The organism is Pseudanabaena sp. UWO311 (assembly GCF_006937785.1).
Taxonomy (GTDB): Bacteria; Cyanobacteriota; Cyanobacteriia; order Pseudanabaenales; family Pseudanabaenaceae; genus Pseudanabaena.
Genome location: NZ_SJEE01000004.1, coordinates 125,759 through 147,860, shown reverse-complemented (window position 1 = coordinate 147,860; position 22,102 = coordinate 125,759). Strand labels below are relative to the sequence as shown.

Below are 22,102 nucleotides of genomic sequence, written 5' to 3'. Positions count from 1 at the left end.
AGGGTTAGGGTGGGGTAATTCCCTTGCTATAGATATTTATCTGCGCCTGTGTCTGGTGAAACACTAACGAATCCCCATCATCCGCTTAGGAATGTATCTAGATTTTGGCGCATTGTTGTTGGTCGTGTGCTGTGCAATAGTATAAATATCGATAGGGGAAAGTATTGTGAACTCAGACATTATCAAACTTTCTGAACTGAAGTCAGCAATTATTCGAGATCTTTTGGTCGTCGATCGCGCTGCGACAGTCATGGAGGCGATCGCTTTAATGAGTAGCGGGCGATCGCAATGTGATGCTGACAGTAATAGCGATATTCACCAGCAAGAATTTTTGCAAGAGTCGCGATCGAGCTGTGTATTTGTGGTCGAAGATCGCAAAGTCATTGGCATCATGACCGAGCGAGACGTAGTACGTCTGAGCGCTCAGACGCAAAATCTCGATCTCCTGTTGGTGAGTGAGGTTATGGCGCATCCCTTGGTGACCCTGCGTGAGTCTGCCCTCACAGATTTATTTTTAGCAGTCAACCTCATCCAACAGTTCCGCATTCGGCATTTGCCAATCCTCGACGAGCAAGACTGCCTAGTGGGGATGGTTACTCACGAAAGCTTAAGGCAAGTTTCGCGTCCCATCGATCTCATGCGACTGCGGCTAGTATCGGAGGTAATGACTGGCGATGTAGTTTGTGCGGCGAGCGATCGCTCGATGTTAGCCGTCGCCCAACTAATGGCGACCCAAAACGTTAGTTCTGTCATTATCGTCGAGGCGATCGGTAATGAAACATCTCTAAGGAGACCAGTAGGCATCGTCACCGAGAGAGACATCGTCCAGTTTCAGGCGCTAGGCTTAAATCTTAATAGCTATCAAGCAAGTACAGTGATGAGTAAGCCAATTTTTGCGGTTACAAAAGAGGATACTCTCTGGACTGTGCATCAGATCATGGAGCAGCGGTTGATTCGGCGTTTGGTAGTAACGGGGGAACTGGGCGAACTATTAGGAATCGTTACCCAGACCAGTTTACTAAACGCACTAAATCCAACTGAAATCTATAATTTAGCCAAGATTTTAGAAGCAAAAGTAGAACAACTAGAATCAGAAAAAGTAACTCTGCTAGAAAATCGCAATATTGAGCTAGAAAGTCAAGTTCATCAAAGAACCGCATCTTTATCAGAAGCAGAGAAAACACTGCAAAAGCTTAATCAATCGCTTGAGTTGACAATCCAAGAGAGAACTCAAGAGCTATGGCAAGTCAATAAACTGCAACGGGCAATCCTTGATGGTACTGACTACGCGATTATCTCCACCGATTTAGCTGGCATCATTCAGACTTTTAATGCTGGCGCGGAAAAGATGTTTGGCTACAGTATGGGAGAAGTTGTCGGCAAGGTTACACCTGAAATTTTCTTCGATGCTCAAGAGGTGAGCGACAAAGCCGCCAAACTCTCAAAAATATTGGGTAAAGATATTGGTGTGGGCTTTGAAGTGTTAAAATATTTGGCGATAGAAGGCTTATTTGATGAGGAATGGATTCATATTCGCAAAGATGGCTCATGTTTTCCCGTATCATTATCGGTGACGGTTCTTTGGGATGACAGTGGGCAAATAATTGGCGCTTTGAGTGTCACAAAAGATATTAGCGATCGCAAACAAGCCGAGCAAATTATTCTCCAACAGGCAAATCGAGAAACCCTATTGCGAGGAATTACTCAGCGTATCCGTCAATCCCTCGATCTCTCAATAATTTTTGATACCGCTTGTCAAGAAATTCAGCAATTACTGCAATGCGATCGCGTCGGTATTTTCAAGTTCTACCCCGAATCCAATTTTGATGATGGTGAATTTGTCGCCGAATCCGTTGTCGATGGATTTAGTTCAGCAATGGAAGTTCACATTCACGACCATTGCTTTGGCGAAGGCTATGCCGCCGCCTATGCCCAAGGTCGAATGCAAGTCGTGAATGATATAGATAATGCTGGGCTGAAGGACTGTCACCGTGATGTCTTAGCACAGTTTCAGATACGGGCAAATCTAGTAATTCCATTACTATGTGGCAACAACCTATGGGGCTTACTGTGCATCCATCAATGCGCTCATACTCGCCAATGGCAAGAGCATGAGGTTAATCTGATTCAACAAATTGCTATTCAATTAGCGATCGCCATTCAGCAAGCTAGTCTATATGCTCAATCTCAACAAGAAATTACGGAACGTAAACAAGTCCAGCAACAATTAACCGAAACCAACCTACAACTCGCCCGCGCAACCAGACTCAAAGACGAGTTTCTCGCCAATATGAGTCACGAACTCCGCACGCCCCTTAATGCCATTTTAGGACTGTCAAATGCTCTCAAAGAGAAGCTTTTAGGCTCGTTGACTGAATCTCAATTAAACGCGATCGGCATCGTCGAATCAAGCGGCATACACCTACTAGAACTGATTAACGATATTCTCGATTTATCAAAAATTTCATCAGGGATGGTGGAATTAAAAATTGAACCCGCCTCAGTCCAAAATCTCTGCGATTCCAGCCTAGTCTTTATCAAACAGCAAGCATTTCAGAAGGAAGTAGAAATCTATAGCAATATTCCTCAAAATATCAACAAAATCGATGTCGAAGAACGTCGCATCAAACAGGTTTTAATTAACTTACTCAGCAATGCCGTCAAATTCACCCCAAGCGGTGGGAAAGTAAGCCTTTTAGTTGCGATCGGTAGTGGTGATACATGGCAAGGAGAGGCAACGATTCCGCGACAAATTAGAGCCATGAATTCGCCAGCGATCGTATTTCAAGTCACGGATACTGGTATTGGTATTGCTCCTGAAGATTTGCAACGACTCTTTCAACCCTTTGTGCAGTTAGATAGTGCACTTAACCGACAATACGAAGGTACTGGCTTGGGTCTAGCTCTCGTTAAAAAGATCGTCGAACTTCATGGGGGGCAAGTCATCGCCGAGGGGCAAATAGGAATGGGTAGTTGCTTTACCGTTGTCCTACCCTATAAGATGTTTGGATCTAGCGCTCCCTCGACCGACATGACTGATGCTAATCGACGATCGATCGCAGGTAATTCTGGCAAAGCGATCGCTCCTCTGATTTTGCTAGCCGAAGACAATGAGGCAAACATTGCAACCCTTACCGCTTATCTGACCGCACTCAATTACCGCATGATCATTGCTAGAAATGGCGAAGAAGCTGTGGCAATGGCTAAAGCTCATTCCCCAGATGCGATCATTATGGATATTCAAATGCCAAGAATGGATGGGCTAACAGCGATTCGCCTGATCCGAACCGATCCACAAATTGCGGCAATTCCAATTATTGCCTTAACAGCTCTGGCGATGGAAGGCGATCGCGAAAGATGTTTAGAGGCGGGAGCCAATGAATATCTGACTAAACCGATCATGTTTCAGCAACTTAACGATGCAATTCAACAAATCTTAGCTCAATAAATTTAGCTCAATAGAAAATATGAACGCACCCTCAATTTTGATCGTTGACGACGAACCAAATAATTTTGCAGTGATTGCTGCCCAATTAAGCGATTGTGACTATCAGATACATTATGCTTCCAGCGGTCAACAAGCTCTTTCATCCCTAGATATCTACAATCCCGATCTAATTTTGCTGGATGTGATGATGCCTGAAATCGATGGTATTACCGTCTGTAAGCAACTCAAAGCCATGCCAAAATGGCAAGCAATTCCCATCGTGATGGTGACAGCCTTAAGTTCCAAATCAGACCTTGCCAAATGTTTAGATGCTGGAGCCGATGACTTCATCAGCAAGCCTGTCAATCCTGAGGAGTTACGCGCCCGCGTTAAGTCAATGCTTAGAATCAAAAAGCAGTTTGACAAGATTCAGTCCTTATCGCAGATTCAAGAAAATACGATCGACACCTTAAAAATTTCTCTCGGAGCGCTGCGTGGAAACTTAGCCTCAAACCTATCCCACGAATTAAATACCCCCCTCTATGGCATCATCGCTCCGATCGAGTTAATCAAAGACTTTCTCAAAGATATGGAGGAGATAGCTCCAGCCCTTGAAATGCTGGACTTGGTAGAGCAATCCGCTTGTCGTATAGAAATGCTAACAAAGAGATTACTTGTTTATTTTGAGTTGGAAGCATTCGTAAGTAAGCAATATCCTGTTAAACCAATGCGAACTAAATTCTCTAGTACCGCCATTGAAACGACATTGCGATCGCAGGCTCAGAGTGCCAACCGTAGTAACGACCTAGTATTTTCGCTTGAGGATGCCGAGATCATGCTATCAGAGCAATATCTATCCACACTTTTGTATGAATTAGTCGATAATGCTTTGAAATTCTCCACTTCAGGGACATCCATTACAGTTAGCAGTCAAATCGAGGGGGATATGCTGAAGTTATCCGTATTGGACTTAGGTCGAGGCATGACCGAAGATCAAATTGCTAAAATTGATGCCTTTATTCAGTTTGAGCGCGAGACTTACGAGCAACAGGGAACTGGGCTTGGCTTAACCATCTCCCGAAAAATTGTCGAACTAACTGGAGGACAATTTTGGATTACGAGTGTCTATCAGTATGAAACTAAGGTACATCTGACACTGCCGATCGCTCGCGGCTAGCCAAGAATCTATAGCAATGTAAGGTTTGCTTAGGATATAAAACCCAAGTAAGTGAAGGCGGCACGAAGTGCCGCCTTCACTTACTTGGGTTTTGATTTGTCCTATCTATCTCTTGCGTTGCTATAGAAGCATGGATAATTGAGGGAGTCATTTAGAAAAATAATGCTTTCTATACTCCAGTCAAGGAGATGCTCTATTCAACAATGTTTGAATCATTTGATCTAAAGACTTTAGCTTAACTGGCTTAGCTAAATAATCACTAGCTCCAACTTCAAGGAATCTTTCGCGATCGCCTGTCATCGCCAAAGCTGTCAGCGCAATAATTGGAATATCAACCAAATTAGGATCGAGACGGATATGCTGGATTGCTTCTAAGCCATCCATGACTGGCATTTGAATATCCATCAAAATCAAGTCAGGTTTATGGACTTTAGCAAGGGCGATCGCCTCCCGTCCATTGCTTGCCAAGAGCGTTCGATAACCCTTAGCTTCTAGATAGCTAGAAAATGTACTGATATTAGCTTCATTATCTTCTGCTAATAGAATTAGATGCGATTTTTTGCGAGTTGTTGTGGAAATTAGAGCCTCTAGGTCTGAAGTATTTATATCTGGGAGAGATAGAGGGATCGGAGAAGAAGAATTGCAGGGTAAATCGATCGCAAAACAACTGCCGACTCCCAGCTCACTCGTTAATGAAACCTTTCCACCATGGAGTTCTACGATACGTTTTACGAGCGACAAACCCAATCCTGTACCAGCATATTGGCGATTTAAGGCGCTATCAATTTGGATGAATGGCTGAAATAACTTGGAGATATTTTCTGGTGCAATACCAATACCAGTATCGATCACGGCGATGCGGATAAATTGTGGCGTAGAGAAATCGAGATGCTCAATATCGGTAGGTAGCTGCGTGACTTCTAGTGTAATCCGTCCTTCCTCTAAAGTGAATTTAACCGCATTATTAAGTAGATTAATCAATACTTGACGTATCCGCCTCTCGTCAATTAATAGTTCTGAAAGCTGTTGCGGTAGTTTAATCTCCAGTTGGATGCGCTTTTTCACAGATTGTTGTTTGATGAAGGCAAGACTAGATTGGCAAAGAGCAGCTACATCAGTGAGTGTGTAGTCTAGCTCGATCTGACCCGATTCAATTTTGGCAACATCGAGGATATCGTTAATTAGCGATAATAGATGCGAACCGCTGCGTTCCACAGTTTGTAATGCTTTAATCTGTTTTTCATTTACTGCACCAAAAACACCCTCCTGTAGTCCTTCGGTCATACCTAAAATGGCATTGAGAGGAGTACGGAGTTCGTGACTCATATTAGCAAGGAATTCGTCTTTAAGTCGAGTAGCACGAGCGAGTTCTTGATTAGATATCTCCAGTTGTTGATTGCTCTCACTCAGCTTAGCTTCTGCTTCCTGACGTTCCGTAATATCATGTAGCGATATTAAATATGCAGGATGATTATTCCACTCAATCAGTACAAATTGCAGAACGCTTGCTCCTATTTTGCCGTCTTTCTTGAGGTGATTGATTTCAAATTGTCTACTCAGTGAGTTCGGTATGCCAATGCTCTGACCAATAATTTCCGCGATTGATAGATCAAATATTTTTGCTGCTGCTGGATTTGCAAACACTATTTTCCCATATTGATCGACGATCAATATGCCATCAGATACATTTGAGACAATCAGATTTAGACGGGTTTCACTGGTTATTAGTGCTTTTGTTCTCTCTAGTATTTTATTCTCTAGTTCCTGATTGAGCTGTCGCATCTGCGCCGTTGTATGTGCTTGTCGGATCGCAATGCCAACGTGCGTTGCCAACTGCTGAAGTAATGTTACTGATGACCGATCCCAAAACCGCGATCGCAAACATTCCTGTGCTGCTAATAATCCCCAAAGCTGTCCTTCTTGGAGAATTGGGACGACAATGAGCGCCTTTACCTGAATATCCTCTAAAAAATTGGTATGGCATTCCGTCAGCCCTAAATAAATATTATCTGTTACCTGAATGCGTCCATTTTTGTAAGGTTCCACCATCGCCTCGCTAAAGTACGGATCGATGAGAACTCTACCTAGGAGGGAATTGCAACTCTGAGTAACTGATTCAGCAACAACGACTCCGCTCCAATCTGGCTCAAATTTATAAGCAATGACGCGATCAGTATTCAGAAATTGACGTATTTCCGCAACTGTTGTGTCAAGAATAACTTGCAAGTCAAGGGATGCATTTATCCGATTGGCGATCGCTGTTAACAATGATTCATGTTCAATCTGATGTGTTTGACTTTGCTGATGCGATCGCACTTTGCTATCTAGTGTTAGCAGCGATCGCAGGGTAACTAATCCGACTGGATAGTTATGTTCATCGACCAATGGTAAATGACTAAAGTGATGTTGATAAAACAAATTACGAGGTGTTTCCACATCCTGAAAATCTTTTAGCGCTAATGACCTAACAGGTTGAGTCATTACAGCCGACACCTTAATTTGATTAATGTCTGAGTCCTTAGCTATTAATCGAATTAAGTCAGATTGAGTCACGATCCCGACTAGTTGAGACTCAGCAACAACCAAAACACAGGATACGCAACTTTGAAAGGACTCGCTCTCTCCCCCCCACTGCTCAGCTTGCATTACATCAATTGCTTGCGCTTGAGCAATCAACTTAACCACATCACGTACAAGAGCATCAGCTTCGACAATCAGTAGGTTATGGGCGATCGATTGTTCTAATAAATTGGGAGTATAGGGTTGGAGCACAACGAAATCCCATATATTAACTTCAATTCAGTAACAGCAATTCTCATTAAAAACCTAAAAATCGGATCTTGGATTTTTAGGTTTTTAATGAGAATTGCTGATCTAATAATATATATTATCTCTCAAATCCTAAAAAGCTGTTTAAAGATTTATCAACTAAGCAATAACTAAGCAATTCTCATTATGAAAATTGCTTAGTCCTAAAAAGGTAAGGATGTGCGGTGCAAAGCGCTGCACATCCTTACCTTTACAAATCTTTTCCTTTGTAGGACTACCCAATTGGGGCTTCATATAACTACAATAAGCTTTTGATCGTGACAACAAGCTCTTTCAGCTTAACTGGTTTTGTTAGATATTCATTCGCTCCTACTGACAGACATTCTTCGCGATCGCCTGCCATCGCTAGAGCCGTCAGTGCAATAATTGGAATATCCACCAGATTAGGATCGAGACGGATCTGCCGAGTTGCCTCTAAACCGTCCATGACTGGCATTTGAATATCCATCAAAATCAGGTCAGGTTTATGGGCTTTAGTAAGGGCGATCGCTTCTTGTCCATCTTTTGCTAAGAGAATTCGATAACCCTTAGCTTTAAGATAGCTCGAAACCGTCATAGAATTGACATCATCATCATCTACAACCAATATCAGAAAATCTTGCCTGATATCTTTATCAGTGTTTGAGAGTTCCAGTTCTGAAGTCTTAACTGGCAGATTTTCTGTGACCATTGCAATTTGAGAGGTTGAGAGAGGTGGACAAGGTAGCAGGATTGTAAAGCAACTGCCCACACCCAGTTCGCTAGTTAAACCCACATAGCCACCATGAAGTTCGACAATGCGCTTTACCAAGGCTAGCCCCAATCCCGTTCCTTCAAATTGCCGATTTAAGGCACTATCGATTTGAGTAAATGGCTGAAATAGTTTCTGAATATTCTCTGGCGTGATGCCTATACCAGTATCGCTTACAGTAATTTGTAGATGGTCTTGTGTTGTTTCTATTGTTTTATTCAGACTAGAAGGTAATTGCGTGACCTCTAAGATGACAGACCCTCCAGTCGGCGTAAATTTAACTGCATTACTGAGCAGATTGATTAATGCTTGACGAATACGTCGTTCATCTATTAGCAGGTTAGGGAGGTTAGGCGCAAGTTTGATTGCTATTTGAATTTGTTTTTTTAGGGCTTGCTGCTTCACAAATTCCAAACTTGATTTAGCTATCAGAGGGAGTGAAGCGATCGCAAAATCCAGCTCAATCTGTCCAGACTCAATTTTTGCCAAGTCCAAAATGTCGTTAATCAATTCGAGAAGATGGTTACCGCTACTTTCGACAATTTGCAATGCGTTAAGTTGGCGTTCATTCACTGTGCCAAACACGCTATCTTGCAGTCCTTCTGTCATGCCCAAAATAGCATTGAGCGGAGTCCGCAATTCATGACTCATATTTGCCAAAAAACTATCCTTCAGTCGATGAGACTCAATTAATTGGACATTGGCCTGTTGCAATTGCTGCAAAAGATTCTCTTGGCGCTCCATCATATTGAAGAAGGACGTTGATAAACGACCAATTTCATCTTTGGATTTAATCTGCACACTACTTTCTGTGCATGTCTCGTCGCAGGCTTCTAAAATTGGTTGCAATCGACGGTTTAGATAACGGATAAATAGCATCACAACAAAAGCCAAGACTATCGCTGTCGATAGAGTGGCACTGATGGATAGCAAGAGCGCAGGCTTGATAACCGTACCATAGGGAATAGATTGCAGCATCACCCATTGACTACTAGGCACTCTCTCATAAACCCAGTAACTTTGTGTCGCAGTTGACTCGATAAATCCTTGAGATTTCCCTTGAGCTAATGCATGTTGAATCTCATCCCAAACACCTTTATATGAGGGGATTGATGCAATATTTTCTAGTTGAGATGCTTTGTTAGGGTCAGGAGCATAGCTTAAGAGTATTCCTTCTTGAGTGACAAACACTGAATATCCACCTTCCTTGGACTTGCTTTGCTCGTTAAGATTAAGATCTCTAATGTTAATATCACCATTCACAATTCCAATTAAATTCCCATTGCGATCGCGAATGGGACCCGCAAATGTCACCAATGGAACGGGATAAACTTCATTGATATATGGCTTTGACCAAAAAAACTTGTTCTCCTTGACAGCATCGGTATAATATTGCAATTCATGATATTTATCGACTTGCCAAAGTTCCACCAGACTATAATTGGCATATTCGGGAAGTTTAACACCTCGATTTGGTTGTGTCTCTTCGATATAAGATCCAAACCACTGGCGATCTACCAAGCCATTTGGAGTCTGCATCACGCCAAAGCCAGTAATCAGTTTGGGACGAGCAGACATATATGATAGAACTAGTTGGTCGTAAGCAGATGGCGATCGCACCCCGTTATTTTGTAAATTGATAGTTGCTACGGCTAAACTCTTTAAAAAAACCTCACTGTTACGAAGCTCAGTATCTATATCTTGAACTTTGAGATGAGCTTCCATAGTTAAATGGTGTAGCTTGTCAGCTTCCAAATTAAAATAAAATAGAGTCCCTAATCCAGCTAATCCGATAGTAACAGGTGTCATTATTGATAAAAATAATCGCGTACCAATAGAAGAAATCCCAAATTCTCCTAACTTAAATGAATTGATGGACTTCTTTTTAGATAAACTTTTTCTCATATATATCCATATCAAGGCTAAAAATATTAAGGCTAGAACGAACCCAAAAAATTACACATTATTTTTTCTCTGCATTTAAAACTTGTTGAATACTAGTAGCCAATTGCTTAAGCTTGACGGGTTTTGTCAGATATTCATTTGCTCCAGCATCCAGACATTTTTCGCGATCGCCAGCCATGGCAAGAGCAGTCAGAGCAATAATGGGAATATCAGCCAGATTAGGATCGAGGCGAATTTGCTTGATTGCCGTTAATCCATCAATAACTGGCATCTGGATATCCATCAAAATCAAGTCAGGATGATGCTCTTTTGTACGATCGATCGCCTGTTGTCCATCTGTAGCAAATACAAGGCGGTAGCCTTTAGCTGTTAAGTAGCTAGAGAATGTACCGATATTAGCTTCGTTATCTTCTGCAATCAAGATTAAGGGTGAGCTTAGGCTCTCAGGCTGACTTTGAGATGTCCGAGATTGATCTGTCAAGTCGTACTCAGTTTGGACTTCGAGGATAGGAGCTCCAGTATTAAATGGAAGATTAATCACAAAGCGACTCCCGACCCCCAATTCGCTAGTGAGTTCTATGCTGCCTCCGTGAAGTTCGACAATCCTTTTGACTAGAGCCAGACCCAAACCAGTGCCAGTATATTGACGGTTCAACGCACTATCAATTTGGACAAATGGCTGAAATAGTTTCTGGATATTCTCGGCTGAGATGCCTATACCTGTGTCAATCACAGATATTTTCAAATAATTTTGAGTGGTTAGATTAGTTGCACCTATATCCAGTTTAACTTGTGCTACTTCTAAAGTAATTGTTCCTCCCTCCAGAGTAAATTTAACGGCATTATTTAGAAGATTGATTAAGACTTGACGAATGCGACGCTCATCTAGCAATATTTCTGGCAAATTCTTAGGAACTCTCAGTGTTAGCTGAATTCTTTTTGTCAGTGCTTGCTGCTTGATAAATGACAAACTAGATTTACATAAGCTCTCTATACTAGTAGAGGATAAATCTAAGGTAACCTGTCCAGATTCAATTTTTGCGACATCAAGAATGTCATTGATCAATGCTAAAAGATGCGTACTACTATGCTCGATAGTCTGCAATGACTTGAGCTGTCGCTCATTAATACTGCCAAATATTTCTTCTTGGAGTATCTCAGTCATTCCCAAAATAGAATTGAGTGGTGTGCGCAGCTCATGGCTCATATTGGCGAGAAACTCATCTTTGAGGCGAGTAGCTCGCATTAGCTCTTCGTTAGCTAGCTGTAACTGTGCCTCAGCTTGTTTGCGATCGCTAATATCTTGAACACTAGACCAAATCAAAATTTCTCCATTCTGAAGAATCATTAATCCTGATAAAAGAACTGGCACAAGGTATCCATCTTTATGAATGTATTCTTTTTCATAGGGGCCATAACGACCTTGAGTTTGAATTAATTGAACTTGCTCGGCTTCTTGCTCGGCATACTTACTAGGTGTGATATCCCAATAACTTAGAGACAGAGTTTCCTCAACCGTGCGTCCTAATATTTTGGCAAAAGCTGTATTGACAAACACTAATTGTCCATCCATTCGACAGCTAGCTAACCCAATCGGAAATTCTTCGACTAATTGGCGATTAAATGCTTCACTCTCAGCTAGGGATTCCTCGGCAAGCTTGCGATCGGTGATGTCCTGAAACGTACCGACTATACCAACAACCTCTCCCGATGCATCTCGCAGAGGGATTTTATTGGTTTCGATCCAGTTTATTTGACCATTGGGTAAGGTAATCGTTTCTTGAATGCCGATCTTCGAGAGTCCAGACCCCATTACGGCTCGATCATCTTTGATATATTTAAGAGCCTCCTCTTCAGTGGAGGAAAAGTCAAAGTCAGTTTTGCCGATAGCTTCCACAGGCTCACCCACTCCAGTTGTTTGAGCAAAAAGTTGGTTGCAGCCCAATAGAACTGATTGGCGATCTTTCCAAAATACTGCTAAGGGGAAGGAATCAAGGACGGTTTGTAGTAGTCTTTGCGATTCTTCTAATGCTTTTTGAGCTTGTTTTCGTTCTGTGACATCTCTAAAGATTCCTCTTGTGGCGATTGGTATGCCATCTTTTAGCTGACAATTTACATTACCTTCAACAATGATCGCTCGACCATTTTTAGTTATAAATCTAGTTTCGATGCCTATACATTGCTCCCCAGCAAATAGATTTTGCATCGCAATCTGACAATGATCAAGGTCTTCTGGGTGGATGATTTGAAAAATCGATAAATTTTCTAGATCGACTTCGCTATAACCCAAAGTTTCTTTCCATGCTCGATTTACAAACAAAAAGCGTCCTTCTGGAGTCACACTTTGGATTAAATCAGTAGCATTGTCAAAGAAATCCCGAAGTTGCTCTTCCCTCTCTTGTAGTTCTTGGGTTCTGCTTTCCACCCTAGCCTCAAGGGTGGCGTTAAGTTCTTTGAGTTCTGCTTCGGCAAGTTTGCGATCGCTAATATCGGTAATCGTCCCCACATAGCCAATAATTTCGCCATAGATATCATGTTCGGCATTGGCTCGCGAAAGTACCCAAGTTGCAGTGCCATCGGGCTTTTGAAAACGGCATTCAAGCTCAAACGGGCGATTCTCTCGTACGGAGGCATACCATTCTGCGCCAACTTTTTCGCGATCTTCAGGATGCAAAGCTCTCACCCAGTTAGGTCCAAACGCTTCTGCTGCGGTCAAACCTGCGATCTCACACCAGCGATCGTTGAGGTAGATCGCGTCACCATTGATATTAGTGCGATAAATTCCCACAGGTGCAACTGCGGCTAGAGACTCAAAGCGTTGCTGACTCTCACTCAAGGAAATCTCGATCTGTTTTCGAGCCGAAATATTTACGCCAACTCCCAAAACGCCATCAGTATCGCCAAATATTTTAATGGGACGCTTTTGCCACTGTAGCCATTGGGAACCAAGTTCTACGTGAGGTATTTTCTCTTCGGGCAGAAACAACTCTTGTTGGGTTGTAATTATCTGGCGATTTTCTTGAAGAAAACGCTCTGCATCTGTAACGTTGGGGTGGAAGTCTGCATCTACCTTACCCACCAGATTTTCAACTGTAGTGTTATAAAATTCAGCCATAGTTTGATTGGCTAGGAGATAGCGACCATCCCAATCTTTGACAAATATCATATTGGGATTACTATCAATGACTAATCTAAAAAATTCCTGTTGCTGCTGAATTTGATCCTGAGTTGCACGCAATGACTCTTCGATTTTTAAGCGATCTTGATTTTCTTGTCGTAATTCCGCGATCGCCAGTTTTAATTGTCTTGTGCGCTCCTCAACAATTTGCTCCAAACCTTCTTGTGCAATTCTTAAGTCAAACTCGACTTGTTTTAGAGAAGTTACATCACGAATTAAGCCAACCCTCTGAAAATCTGTGCCTTCATAAATACAAGATTCTGAAACCAATGCCTGGAAGTATGCACCATCAGCATTACGCAGCATAATTTGTCCTTCCAAGGTTCTATCAGTTACTGGACAGGAGTTGTATTGAGCGATCCATTCCTCAAGTTGTGGTTGCTTTAAGATAGAAATTGGTTGACCAATCGCATCCTGTAGATCGATGTTACTAAGACTTGCTAAAGTATTATTGATATATTGTAAGTTTCCATAGGCATCAAGGATGTAGATACTGTCTTGGATACTTTGGATAGCATGATTGAGTAAATGTAACTGGGACTTATTGGAGTGACGTTCTAGAGTCTTATTTACTGTTGCCGATAAAACCTTAAGATAATGACGGTCAGGATCTTTGATTAAATAGTCTGAAGCTCCCTCATTCATCAATCGTGCAGCAGTTTCCTCATCACCACTACCAGTGGAAATAATAAATGGACAATTTTTCTCTCTTAAAATTGGGAATAACTCACTAGATAGACCATCGCCCAAGTTGTAATCGAGAATTGCCACCTCAAATATGCGATCATTTAGAATAGTAAATGCTTCAGACAGAGAACTAGCGATTGTATATTCATAGGGAAGTCCAGCTTGTTTTACCCCTCTCGTAAAAGCTAGGCGATCAATCTGATCGTCTTCGACAAGTAAAACTTTAATTTGAGCAGATTTTGATGATTCAGCTGGAGAAATCATAATAAATAAGTTAGATAATTAAATTAGGAATTTCACTTAAACGCCAATACTGATAAATCACGAGCAGTTTATCGACAAAATCAGGATATTCAAGTGGCTTGACTATATAGCCTGCGGCACTGGACTCAAAACTTGCGAGTCGATCTTGTTCTTCCTGCGATGTTGTCAACACGACAACAGGGATTTTGCACCATCGGGGATCAGCCTTCAAAATTTTGAGTAACTCCAGTCCATTCATCCTTGGCATATTCAAATCCAGTAAAATCAATGCTGGAATAGGATTGCAAGGATCACGCAAAAACTCTAGAGCAGCCTCACCATCATTTCTGATATAGAGAGGATTATTTGCATGGATGTCCTTTAACCCGCGTTTGAGGGTCATGATATCTAGCAGATCATCTTCAACTAGTAAAATCGGATCGAAGTCTCTCATGATTTTTAAGCCTCAACCGAATTTTCTGATATGGGCATGGTGAAATAAAACGTACTCCCCTTACCAACCTCAGATGAAAGCCAAGTTTGACCGCCATAAATTTCGACAATTTTTTTGACGATCGCTAATCCCACCCCCGTGCTTTCAGATTGATCACGCGGCACTAAAGTTTGAAAAATCTGAAACACTTTATCAAAATGTCTAGATTCAATGCCAATACCTGTATCACTGACATAAAATTGCCAGGAGCCATTAGCCTCTATTTGCCCAACATGAACCTCCCCTTCTAGTTTACCCATATATTTGACAGCATTGCTCAGCAAATTTTGAAACACCTGATGCATACGGTGTTTTTCGGCAAGTAATGTTGGCAAATCTGTATCAATTTCAATTTTTATACCCGATGGCGGTGCGATCGCGTCAATCACATCATGAACTAGGGTTTTGAGATTTACGATCGTTTTGTCTTCGCGCACTCGCCCTACACGAGAATATTGCAGCACTCCGTCAATTAGGTCGCTCATGCGGCGCACCCTACCACTCATCAGTTGCAACATCTCGCGACCTTCGTCATCAAGGCGATCGCCATAGTCCTTAAATAACCAATCTGAGAGTGAGGCGATCCCACGCAGCGGAGCTTTAAGATCGTGGGAGACAATATAAGCAAAGTCCTTGAGTTCTTGATTTGCCGCCGCTAGTTCTGACAATAGCTCCATTTGGCGAATCTCGGCACTTTTACGCTCGATCGCATGCAAAATCGCTCGTTCTAACAAAACTGCACTTAAGAATCGTCCCTTGACTAAATAATCAGCAGCACCAGATGCCATAGCTTGACGATCAATTTCGCTGTCTCCAACACCAGTAAACAAAATAATTGGTTTGAGGCATCCGAGTTTGAATGCCTCATTCATTAATTCCAAACCGTTTTCCTTGCCAAGCCGAAAATCAATTAGATATACGTCATATATATTCTTGGTGATTTCTTGCAAGCCTTTTTGAAAATTATCAACCCAATTTAGCTTAAATACAGCTTGCTCAGCCTCGCTCAAAAAATCACGGGCGACAATATAATCATCTTCGTCATCATCGACAAGTAGCACTCGATAAATCTGTAAAGCCATGGTTTTGAATGTTTCTCAATCACATATTTTCTAGTAAAAGCATTTCTAAAGCATTTCTCAAGTGTTTAAGCTTCGGGTTCTGGCTGCGTTAGAGGCAAGTTAATCACAAAGGTTGCTCCACAGTCAGGCTGACTATAGGGAATGATGGTTCCTTTATGGCGTTCGACTATTTTGCGGCAAATAGATAACCCAATGCCCGAACCTTCGTATTCAGTGCGCCCATGTAGTCGCTGAAACACTTCAAAAATGCGATCGCGGTATTGCTCATCAAAGCCAATACCATTATCGGCAATTTCAATAATGGCGCGATCGCCTTCAATCTTCGTTTTTACGGTGACAACAGGCGGCACACCTTCTCGGCTAAATTTGAGGGCATTGCCAATCAAATTTTGAAATAGCTGGCGCATTTGAGGAGGATCGGCTGATATTGTCGGCAATTCACCAATTTCGACAGTTGCCCCCACCTTTTCGATCCTTACTTCGAGGTCAGACAACACCCCATCAACAATCTCGCGTAGAGAGACCAAAGAAAAAGGTTGCTTTTTGGTGGTAACTCGCGAAAATGTCAGTAGATTTTCGATCAATAATTGAGCGCGATTCGATGCACTGAGCATTCGTTGCAGATAGTCTTGGCTCTTTTCATCAAGATTATTGCCACTCCGACTCTTGAGGCGATCGCCAAACGCTTGAATCTTCCTGAGCGGTTCTTGTAAATCGTGAGAGGAGACATAGGCAAAGCTTTCAAGCTCAACGTTACTGCGTTCTAGTTTTGCAGTGAGGACTCGTAGTTCCGCCTCAATTTTTTTGCGCTCTTCTAACTCTTCTTGTAAACGCCGAAAAAGCTCTGCTTGCTCTAACGGGATTTCTAATTGCCTTGCAAGTTGACGCATAAATGATACTTCCCATTCTTCCCAGTGGCGAGGCTCTGAACAGTGATGAGCGAGTACGAGCCCCCACAGGAGATCTCCTACTATTATCGGAACAGCAAGTTTTGCACGGATTTGGAAGTCTTCATAAATCTTATACATACAGTCGATCATTGGATATTGATCGCGATCATGCATCAAAACAATTTTGCCTTTTAGATAGCCTTCATAACAACTTGGGGGGAATGACTCTGAAGGAAACACCTCCTCAAAAATACTCCGCCAAGGCTCTCCCACTGACTCTGCTGTAGCCTTGCTCGTCCCATCACTAAACACTTGAAACACTACAACACGATCAGTCTGGAGAAAGGCTCTTACCTCTTCAACAATCGTCTTCAAAATATGTTCTAGATCCAACGTACTGCGAACCTTCTGTAAAACTGAGGCTAGCAAGTTTGCCTGAGTCAATTGTTTCTGCAATTCTATATCGCAGTCAGACAATGAGTTTTTTTCTATAGTTTGGTTCATGATTATTTGTTATCAAACACCTAATAAATTAGCAGTCTTGACTAAAATTATTTTGTTGGTAGTTCGACAATTTCAAACCAGTAAGTCCCTAACATCTTCATGATTTGCACCATTGAGTCAAACACAACTGGTTTAGCAATGAAAGAACTTACGCCCAGATCGTAGGTTCTCAAGATATCTTCTTCAGCTTTAGAGGTTGTGAGTACCACGATAGGGATTTGGCGAAGATCGGGATCAGCCTTGATTTCTTTGAGAGCTTCTCTACCGTCCTTGCGAGGCATATTTAAATCCAGTAGGATCAAACTTGGTCGAGGCGAGCTTTTAGGATCGGTGTAATCACCTCGACGATTTAGATAGTCCAACAATTCCACCCCATCACCAACAAAATGTAAGTCATTGGCAAGGCGATTCTCTTCCAATGCATCTTGCATGAGTAGACGATCATCTTCATCATCTTCGGCAACTAGAATGGTAATACTTTTTCCTTTGTTAGGCATTATGAAGCTCTCCTTTGAGTTTATGAATGGGTAGAGTAAAAATAATAGTCGCGCTTTGTTCGGGTTCGCTTTCTGCTGTTAATGTAGCATTGTGTCTATCTACAATTTTACGACAATTTGCAGCCCAAGCTTCCCCCATCACAGGAAGTCCTTCCACGTAACACCAGTATTAATTACTCGACACAAATATCATGAACTTTTTCTATGATTAACGAGAAACATTTTAGCTATTTTAGGACTTACGCAAAAGGACGAAATGTAGGGGCAATTCATGAATTGCCCCTACGATAAAATGAGGGTTTCAAGGCATTTTTGCGTAAGTCTTATATTTATAAAAATATTTATAAAAAACATTCAGAGCCTTAAAGGTTCGCATAAAAATCAGATGAAATCATTTCTTTTCATATTCCATATATGGCTCAGACAAATCCACAGTAGATTTATGAGTGCAATTACTCATAATCTAAAATATGCAATGCTGAGCCTGTTGACAGTTACTATGGCGATCGCCTTAACGAATTGCACTCCTGAAACAAACATACCATTGCGCATCGGCTCGAACCTCTGGACGGGATATGAGACTTTATATCTGGCGCGGGACTTGGGCTACTATAACGACAAACTGATTCGTTTAGTTGATTACCCTTCAGGCACAGAGGAAGTTCGCGCCTATCGTAATAAAGAAATTGAGGGGGCAGGACTATCAATCGATCAAGCCTTAGTCCTCGCTGCGACTCAAGAAAATATTCGGATTATCGCGATTATGGATGTGTCCAATGGCGGTGATGTGATCTTAGGTAAGCCAGAATTCACCGATATGAAAGCCCTCAAAGGGAAGCGTGTGGGTGTGGAATCAACTGCACTCGGCGCTTTCTTCATCGCCCGTGCATTAGAAAAGAATGACATGACCACCAAGGATATTCAAATCGTGTCGTTGGAATTGACGGAACATGAACGCGCTTACAAAGAAGGTAAAGTAGATGCAGTGGTTACTTTTGGACCCGCGAGAATCAAGCTGTTAGAGGCTGGCGCGAAATTGTTGTTTGATAGCAGTCAGATTCCTGGGGAAATTGTCGATACATTGACGGTAAGTACGGAGGCGATCGCTAATTCTCCTGATGCGATTCAAGCTTTAGTAGATGGTCGATTTCGCGCCTTAGATTATTTTGAAAAAAATCCTCAAGATGCCGCAACACGGATGGCTAAGCGTACCAAAGTCACCCCTGAGCAAATCCTCAATGCCTTTAAAGGACTCAGCCAACCGAATTTACAAGCAAATCAAAAACTTCTTGATAAAAGCGATCCTGTGCTGATTAATGGCATGACTAAACTAGTAAAGATTATGGTTGACAACAAATTACTCCCCAAAACTATCGATCCTGCTAGTATTCTAGATGACCGTTTTATTAAGAAGGCGAAGATCTAAATTTATCCAACGGTTCCCATGAAAGGATTGTCAAGTTTTCCGATCTCTTTAAGGATTTCAATCCCTACAATTTTAATCTTTTGTGGGGGCTTGTTGGGCTTAACTTCTTTTAATCAGGAAATTAATCAGGCTTATCAAAAGACAGAAATTAATACAAAAAATTATGTCCAAATTTCCGCAGGACAGACATCAAGAATCTTAGATTATTTGTATCGTAGAGCAAATATTGAAGAAGCCGAAATTACGATTATTAGTCAGCTTGGCAGCGATCCGAATCTTAATTTGGTGATGTTGATTGATGATCTCAATGTTGTGCATCTCTCTAACCTTTATGAATTGAAAAACGAACCAATTGCAAAAACAAGAGGTGCTGAGTATGTCGAGAAATTTGGGGCGGTACGCAAAAATTTATCGGGAGATGTGCTGATATCGGCGGATCGGTCGAAACTAATTGCGATGTATCCTGTCATTTTGCCAGTGCAGCCCGATGAGATTCAGTCCTCAAGAGTGGGAGTTCTATTCTTTGAATATGATTTAACCCGCACCAAACAGATTGCGTTTAATGATGCTTTAAAGCGATCTCTATTTTTTAGCAGTAGTTTAGTAATCTTTTGCTTAGGAGTTTGGTTCTTTTTTGAAATTACACTCACAAGGCGAGTCTCACGTTTAGTGGCGGTGAGCAATAGCCTCGCGGAAGGAAAACTAGACGAACGCGCAGGACTAACAGGCTCAGATGAATTATTTCAAATCTCTGTCGCCTTCGATCGCATGGCAGGCAAAATTCAAGACAATGCCAATACTTTACTGCGCCAAAATGCCGTGTTACAAGCCCAGATTGAAGCCTCCATTGATGGCATTTCCATTGTTGATGAAAATCGCAGTATCGTCTCTTACAATCAGCGTATTTGCGACCTCTGGCAGATTCCTGTGAATATTATTGAAACAGGGGACGATCGCGAATTCATGAAATGGTTATTGAGCAACTTAGTCGAACCCGAAATATTTTGCGCTAAAATCGAGCACTTATACGAAAATCCCCATAGCAGCAGCGTTGATGAAGTAGTGCTGAAGGATGGACATATTTTTGATTGTTATTCAACAAGTGTGAAGTCATTAGCGGGAGACTTTTACTATGGCAGGATTTGGTATTTTCGGGATATTACCGATCGCCGCAAAGCCGAAAAATTAATTCAACAACAAGCAGAAGGAGAAAGGTTACTCAGGGAAATAACCCAACGAATTCGTCAATCTCTAGATCTCGTAACGATCTTTAACACTGCTACCGAAGAAATTAGGCAGTTTCTGAATGCCGATCGCGTGGGGGTGCTGAGATTCGAGCCTAAATCTAATAATACCCAAGGCGAATTTGTCTCCGAATCCTTAATCGATGGAGTTACCTCAATTGTGGCGATTTCCATCGATGAACATTGCTTTGGTGAAAAACATACCATCTACTACCAAAAGGGTCGAATCCAATCTTTAGATGATATTAATCAGGCAAATATAAAAGGGTGTTATCGCGAACTCTTAGAAAGCTTTCAGATTCGAGCTAATCTGGTCGTGCCATTACTAAATGGCGAAGATCTATGGGGACTGCTCTGTATTCATCAATGTCATGAGCCACGAGCTTGGCATCAATCAGAAATCGAGTTTGTGCAGCAAATTGCCAATCAATTAGCGATCGCCATTCAGCAAGCCAATCTATTTCAACAAATCCAAAAAGAATTAGCCGAAAGACAACAAGCCGAGTCACGACTGACAGAAAGTAATCAACAACTTGCCATCACCAACCAAGAACTAGCTCGCGCTACGAGGCTTAAAGATGAATTCCTTGCCAACATGAGCCATGAATTACGAACTCCCCTCAATGCGATCTTAGGTATGTCTGAAGCTTTGCAAGAGCAGGTTTTTGGTACAATTAATGAGGAGCAGAAAGAGTCGTTAGAAACAATTGCCAGCAGCGGTAAACATCTATTAGAATTGATTAATGACATTCTGGATGTTGCCAAAATAGAATCTGGACAAGTGGAGATCGATTGTTCGCAAACATCGATCAATGAACTATGCCAATCGAGTTTGCCCTTTGTTAAGCAGCAAGCATTACGAAAACGCATTCATCTTGAATTAAAAATCGCACCTAATTTACCAGAACTATTCATCGATGAGAGACGTATCCGCCAAGCTCTGATTAATCTACTTAGTAATGCAATTAAGTTTACTCCCGAAAGAGGTAGGGTGTCATTGGCAGTTAGCCTCCAGCAAAATCCAGCAAAAATCACGAATGAAGTTACGAGCGAAATTACGAGCGAAATTAGATTTGCTGTAACTGATACAGGGATCGGCATTTCCCCAGAAAATCTGCAAAAATTATTTCAACCCTTTGTCCAAATTGACGGCGCTCTCAATCGTCAAAACTCAGGCACTGGCTTGGGGCTGGCGTTAGTTAAGAGCATTGTGAAGATGCATAAAGGCACGGTCAGTGTCACGAGTGAGGTGGGCGTAGGCAGTTGTTTTACGATCGCACTTCCCTGCGAAAATATATCAATTCCATTGCCTATATTTACCAATCAACCTACAAATCCTTTAGAGCCAAGCCCTGACAATGGTATTGCTGAGGGACTGCCCACCCTATTACTCGCGGAAGATAATGAAGCAAATAAGCTGACAATCTCTAGATACCTCAAAGCCAGAGGCTATCAATTGTTGTTTGCTAAAGATGGTCGAGAAGCGATCGATCTTGCAAGGTCGATGCAACCTGATTTAATCTTAATGGATATTCAAATGCCCCGTATTGACGGGCTAGAGGCGATCAAAATCATTCGTGGTAGTAATATTCCTGAATTAGCGAACATTCCCATTATTGCCTTAACTGCATTGGTGATGACAGGCGATCGCGATCGATGCATAGAAGCTGGTGCAAATGAATATTTAACTAAACCCGTCAAACTCAATCACCTAGCCACGACAATCAAACAAATTTTAGCCCAAAAGCAATAAATAACCGATTTTTTGTGTCGAGGCGAAGCCTCGACAC

At 41.9% G+C, this 22,102-nt stretch carries 11 protein-coding genes; 4 read left to right on the top strand and 7 right to left on the bottom strand.

The window, feature by feature from the left end; genetic code table 11:
• Positions 1–166: 166 nt before the first annotated feature.
• The gene (locus tag PseudUWO311_RS05335) at positions 167–3,448 is read left to right on the top strand and encodes a CBS domain-containing protein (protein WP_223807448.1); all 3,282 of its coding nucleotides are present in this window, start codon (positions 167–169) and stop codon (positions 3,446–3,448) included.
• A 19-nt stretch (positions 3,449–3,467) separates the two neighbouring features.
• The gene (locus PseudUWO311_RS05330; protein ID WP_142654171.1) at positions 3,468–4,604 is read left to right on the top strand and encodes a hybrid sensor histidine kinase/response regulator; all 1,137 of its coding nucleotides are present in this window, start codon (positions 3,468–3,470) and stop codon (positions 4,602–4,604) included.
• A 180-nt stretch (positions 4,605–4,784) separates the two neighbouring features.
• Here PseudUWO311_RS05330 and PseudUWO311_RS05325 read toward each other — a convergent pair whose 3' ends face one another.
• From PseudUWO311_RS05325 to PseudUWO311_RS05295, 7 genes are all read right to left on the bottom strand, one after another.
• Positions 4,785–7,376, bottom strand: coding sequence for an ATP-binding protein (locus tag PseudUWO311_RS05325; protein WP_142654170.1), 2,592 nt, complete (start codon positions 7,374–7,376; stop codon positions 4,785–4,787).
• A gap of 295 nt (positions 7,377–7,671) precedes the next feature.
• On the bottom strand, positions 7,672–9,972 hold the full coding sequence (locus PseudUWO311_RS05320) for an ATP-binding protein (RefSeq protein WP_190303401.1): 2,301 nt from the start codon (positions 9,970–9,972) through the stop codon (positions 7,672–7,674).
• A gap of 154 nt (positions 9,973–10,126) precedes the next feature.
• Positions 10,127–14,197: a PAS domain S-box protein gene (locus PseudUWO311_RS05315; RefSeq protein ID WP_142654168.1), complete on the bottom strand. Its 4,071-nt coding sequence runs from the start codon at positions 14,195–14,197 to the stop codon at positions 10,127–10,129.
• Between the two features lie 10 nt (positions 14,198–14,207).
• Positions 14,208–14,630 carry a response regulator gene (locus PseudUWO311_RS05310; protein WP_142654167.1) on the bottom strand — a complete coding sequence of 141 codons (423 nt, stop codon included), beginning with the start codon at positions 14,628–14,630 and terminating at the stop codon, positions 14,208–14,210.
• Between the two features lie 5 nt (positions 14,631–14,635).
• The gene (locus PseudUWO311_RS05305; RefSeq protein ID WP_142654166.1) at positions 14,636–15,751 is read right to left on the bottom strand and encodes a sensor histidine kinase; all 1,116 of its coding nucleotides are present in this window, start codon (positions 15,749–15,751) and stop codon (positions 14,636–14,638) included.
• Positions 15,752–15,816: 65 nt separating this feature from the next.
• Complete coding sequence (locus PseudUWO311_RS05300) at positions 15,817–17,145, bottom strand: sensor histidine kinase (RefSeq protein ID WP_142654165.1); 1,329 nt, start codon at positions 17,143–17,145, stop codon at positions 15,817–15,819.
• Between the two features lie 47 nt (positions 17,146–17,192).
• Positions 17,193–17,642: a response regulator gene (locus PseudUWO311_RS05295; protein ID WP_142654164.1), complete on the bottom strand. Its 450-nt coding sequence runs from the start codon at positions 17,640–17,642 to the stop codon at positions 17,193–17,195.
• 442 nt (positions 17,643–18,084) lie between these two features.
• Here PseudUWO311_RS05295 and PseudUWO311_RS05290 point away from each other — a divergent pair, with 442 nt between their 5' ends.
• Positions 18,085–19,068 (top strand): ABC transporter substrate-binding protein, encoded by a 984-nt coding sequence (locus PseudUWO311_RS05290; protein WP_190303400.1) that lies wholly within the window; start codon positions 18,085–18,087, stop codon positions 19,066–19,068.
• Between the two features lie 18 nt (positions 19,069–19,086).
• Positions 19,087–22,065, top strand: a complete 2,979-nt coding sequence (locus PseudUWO311_RS05285; protein WP_223807447.1) for an ATP-binding protein — start codon at positions 19,087–19,089, stop codon at positions 22,063–22,065.
• Positions 22,066–22,102: the final 37 nt, after the last annotated feature.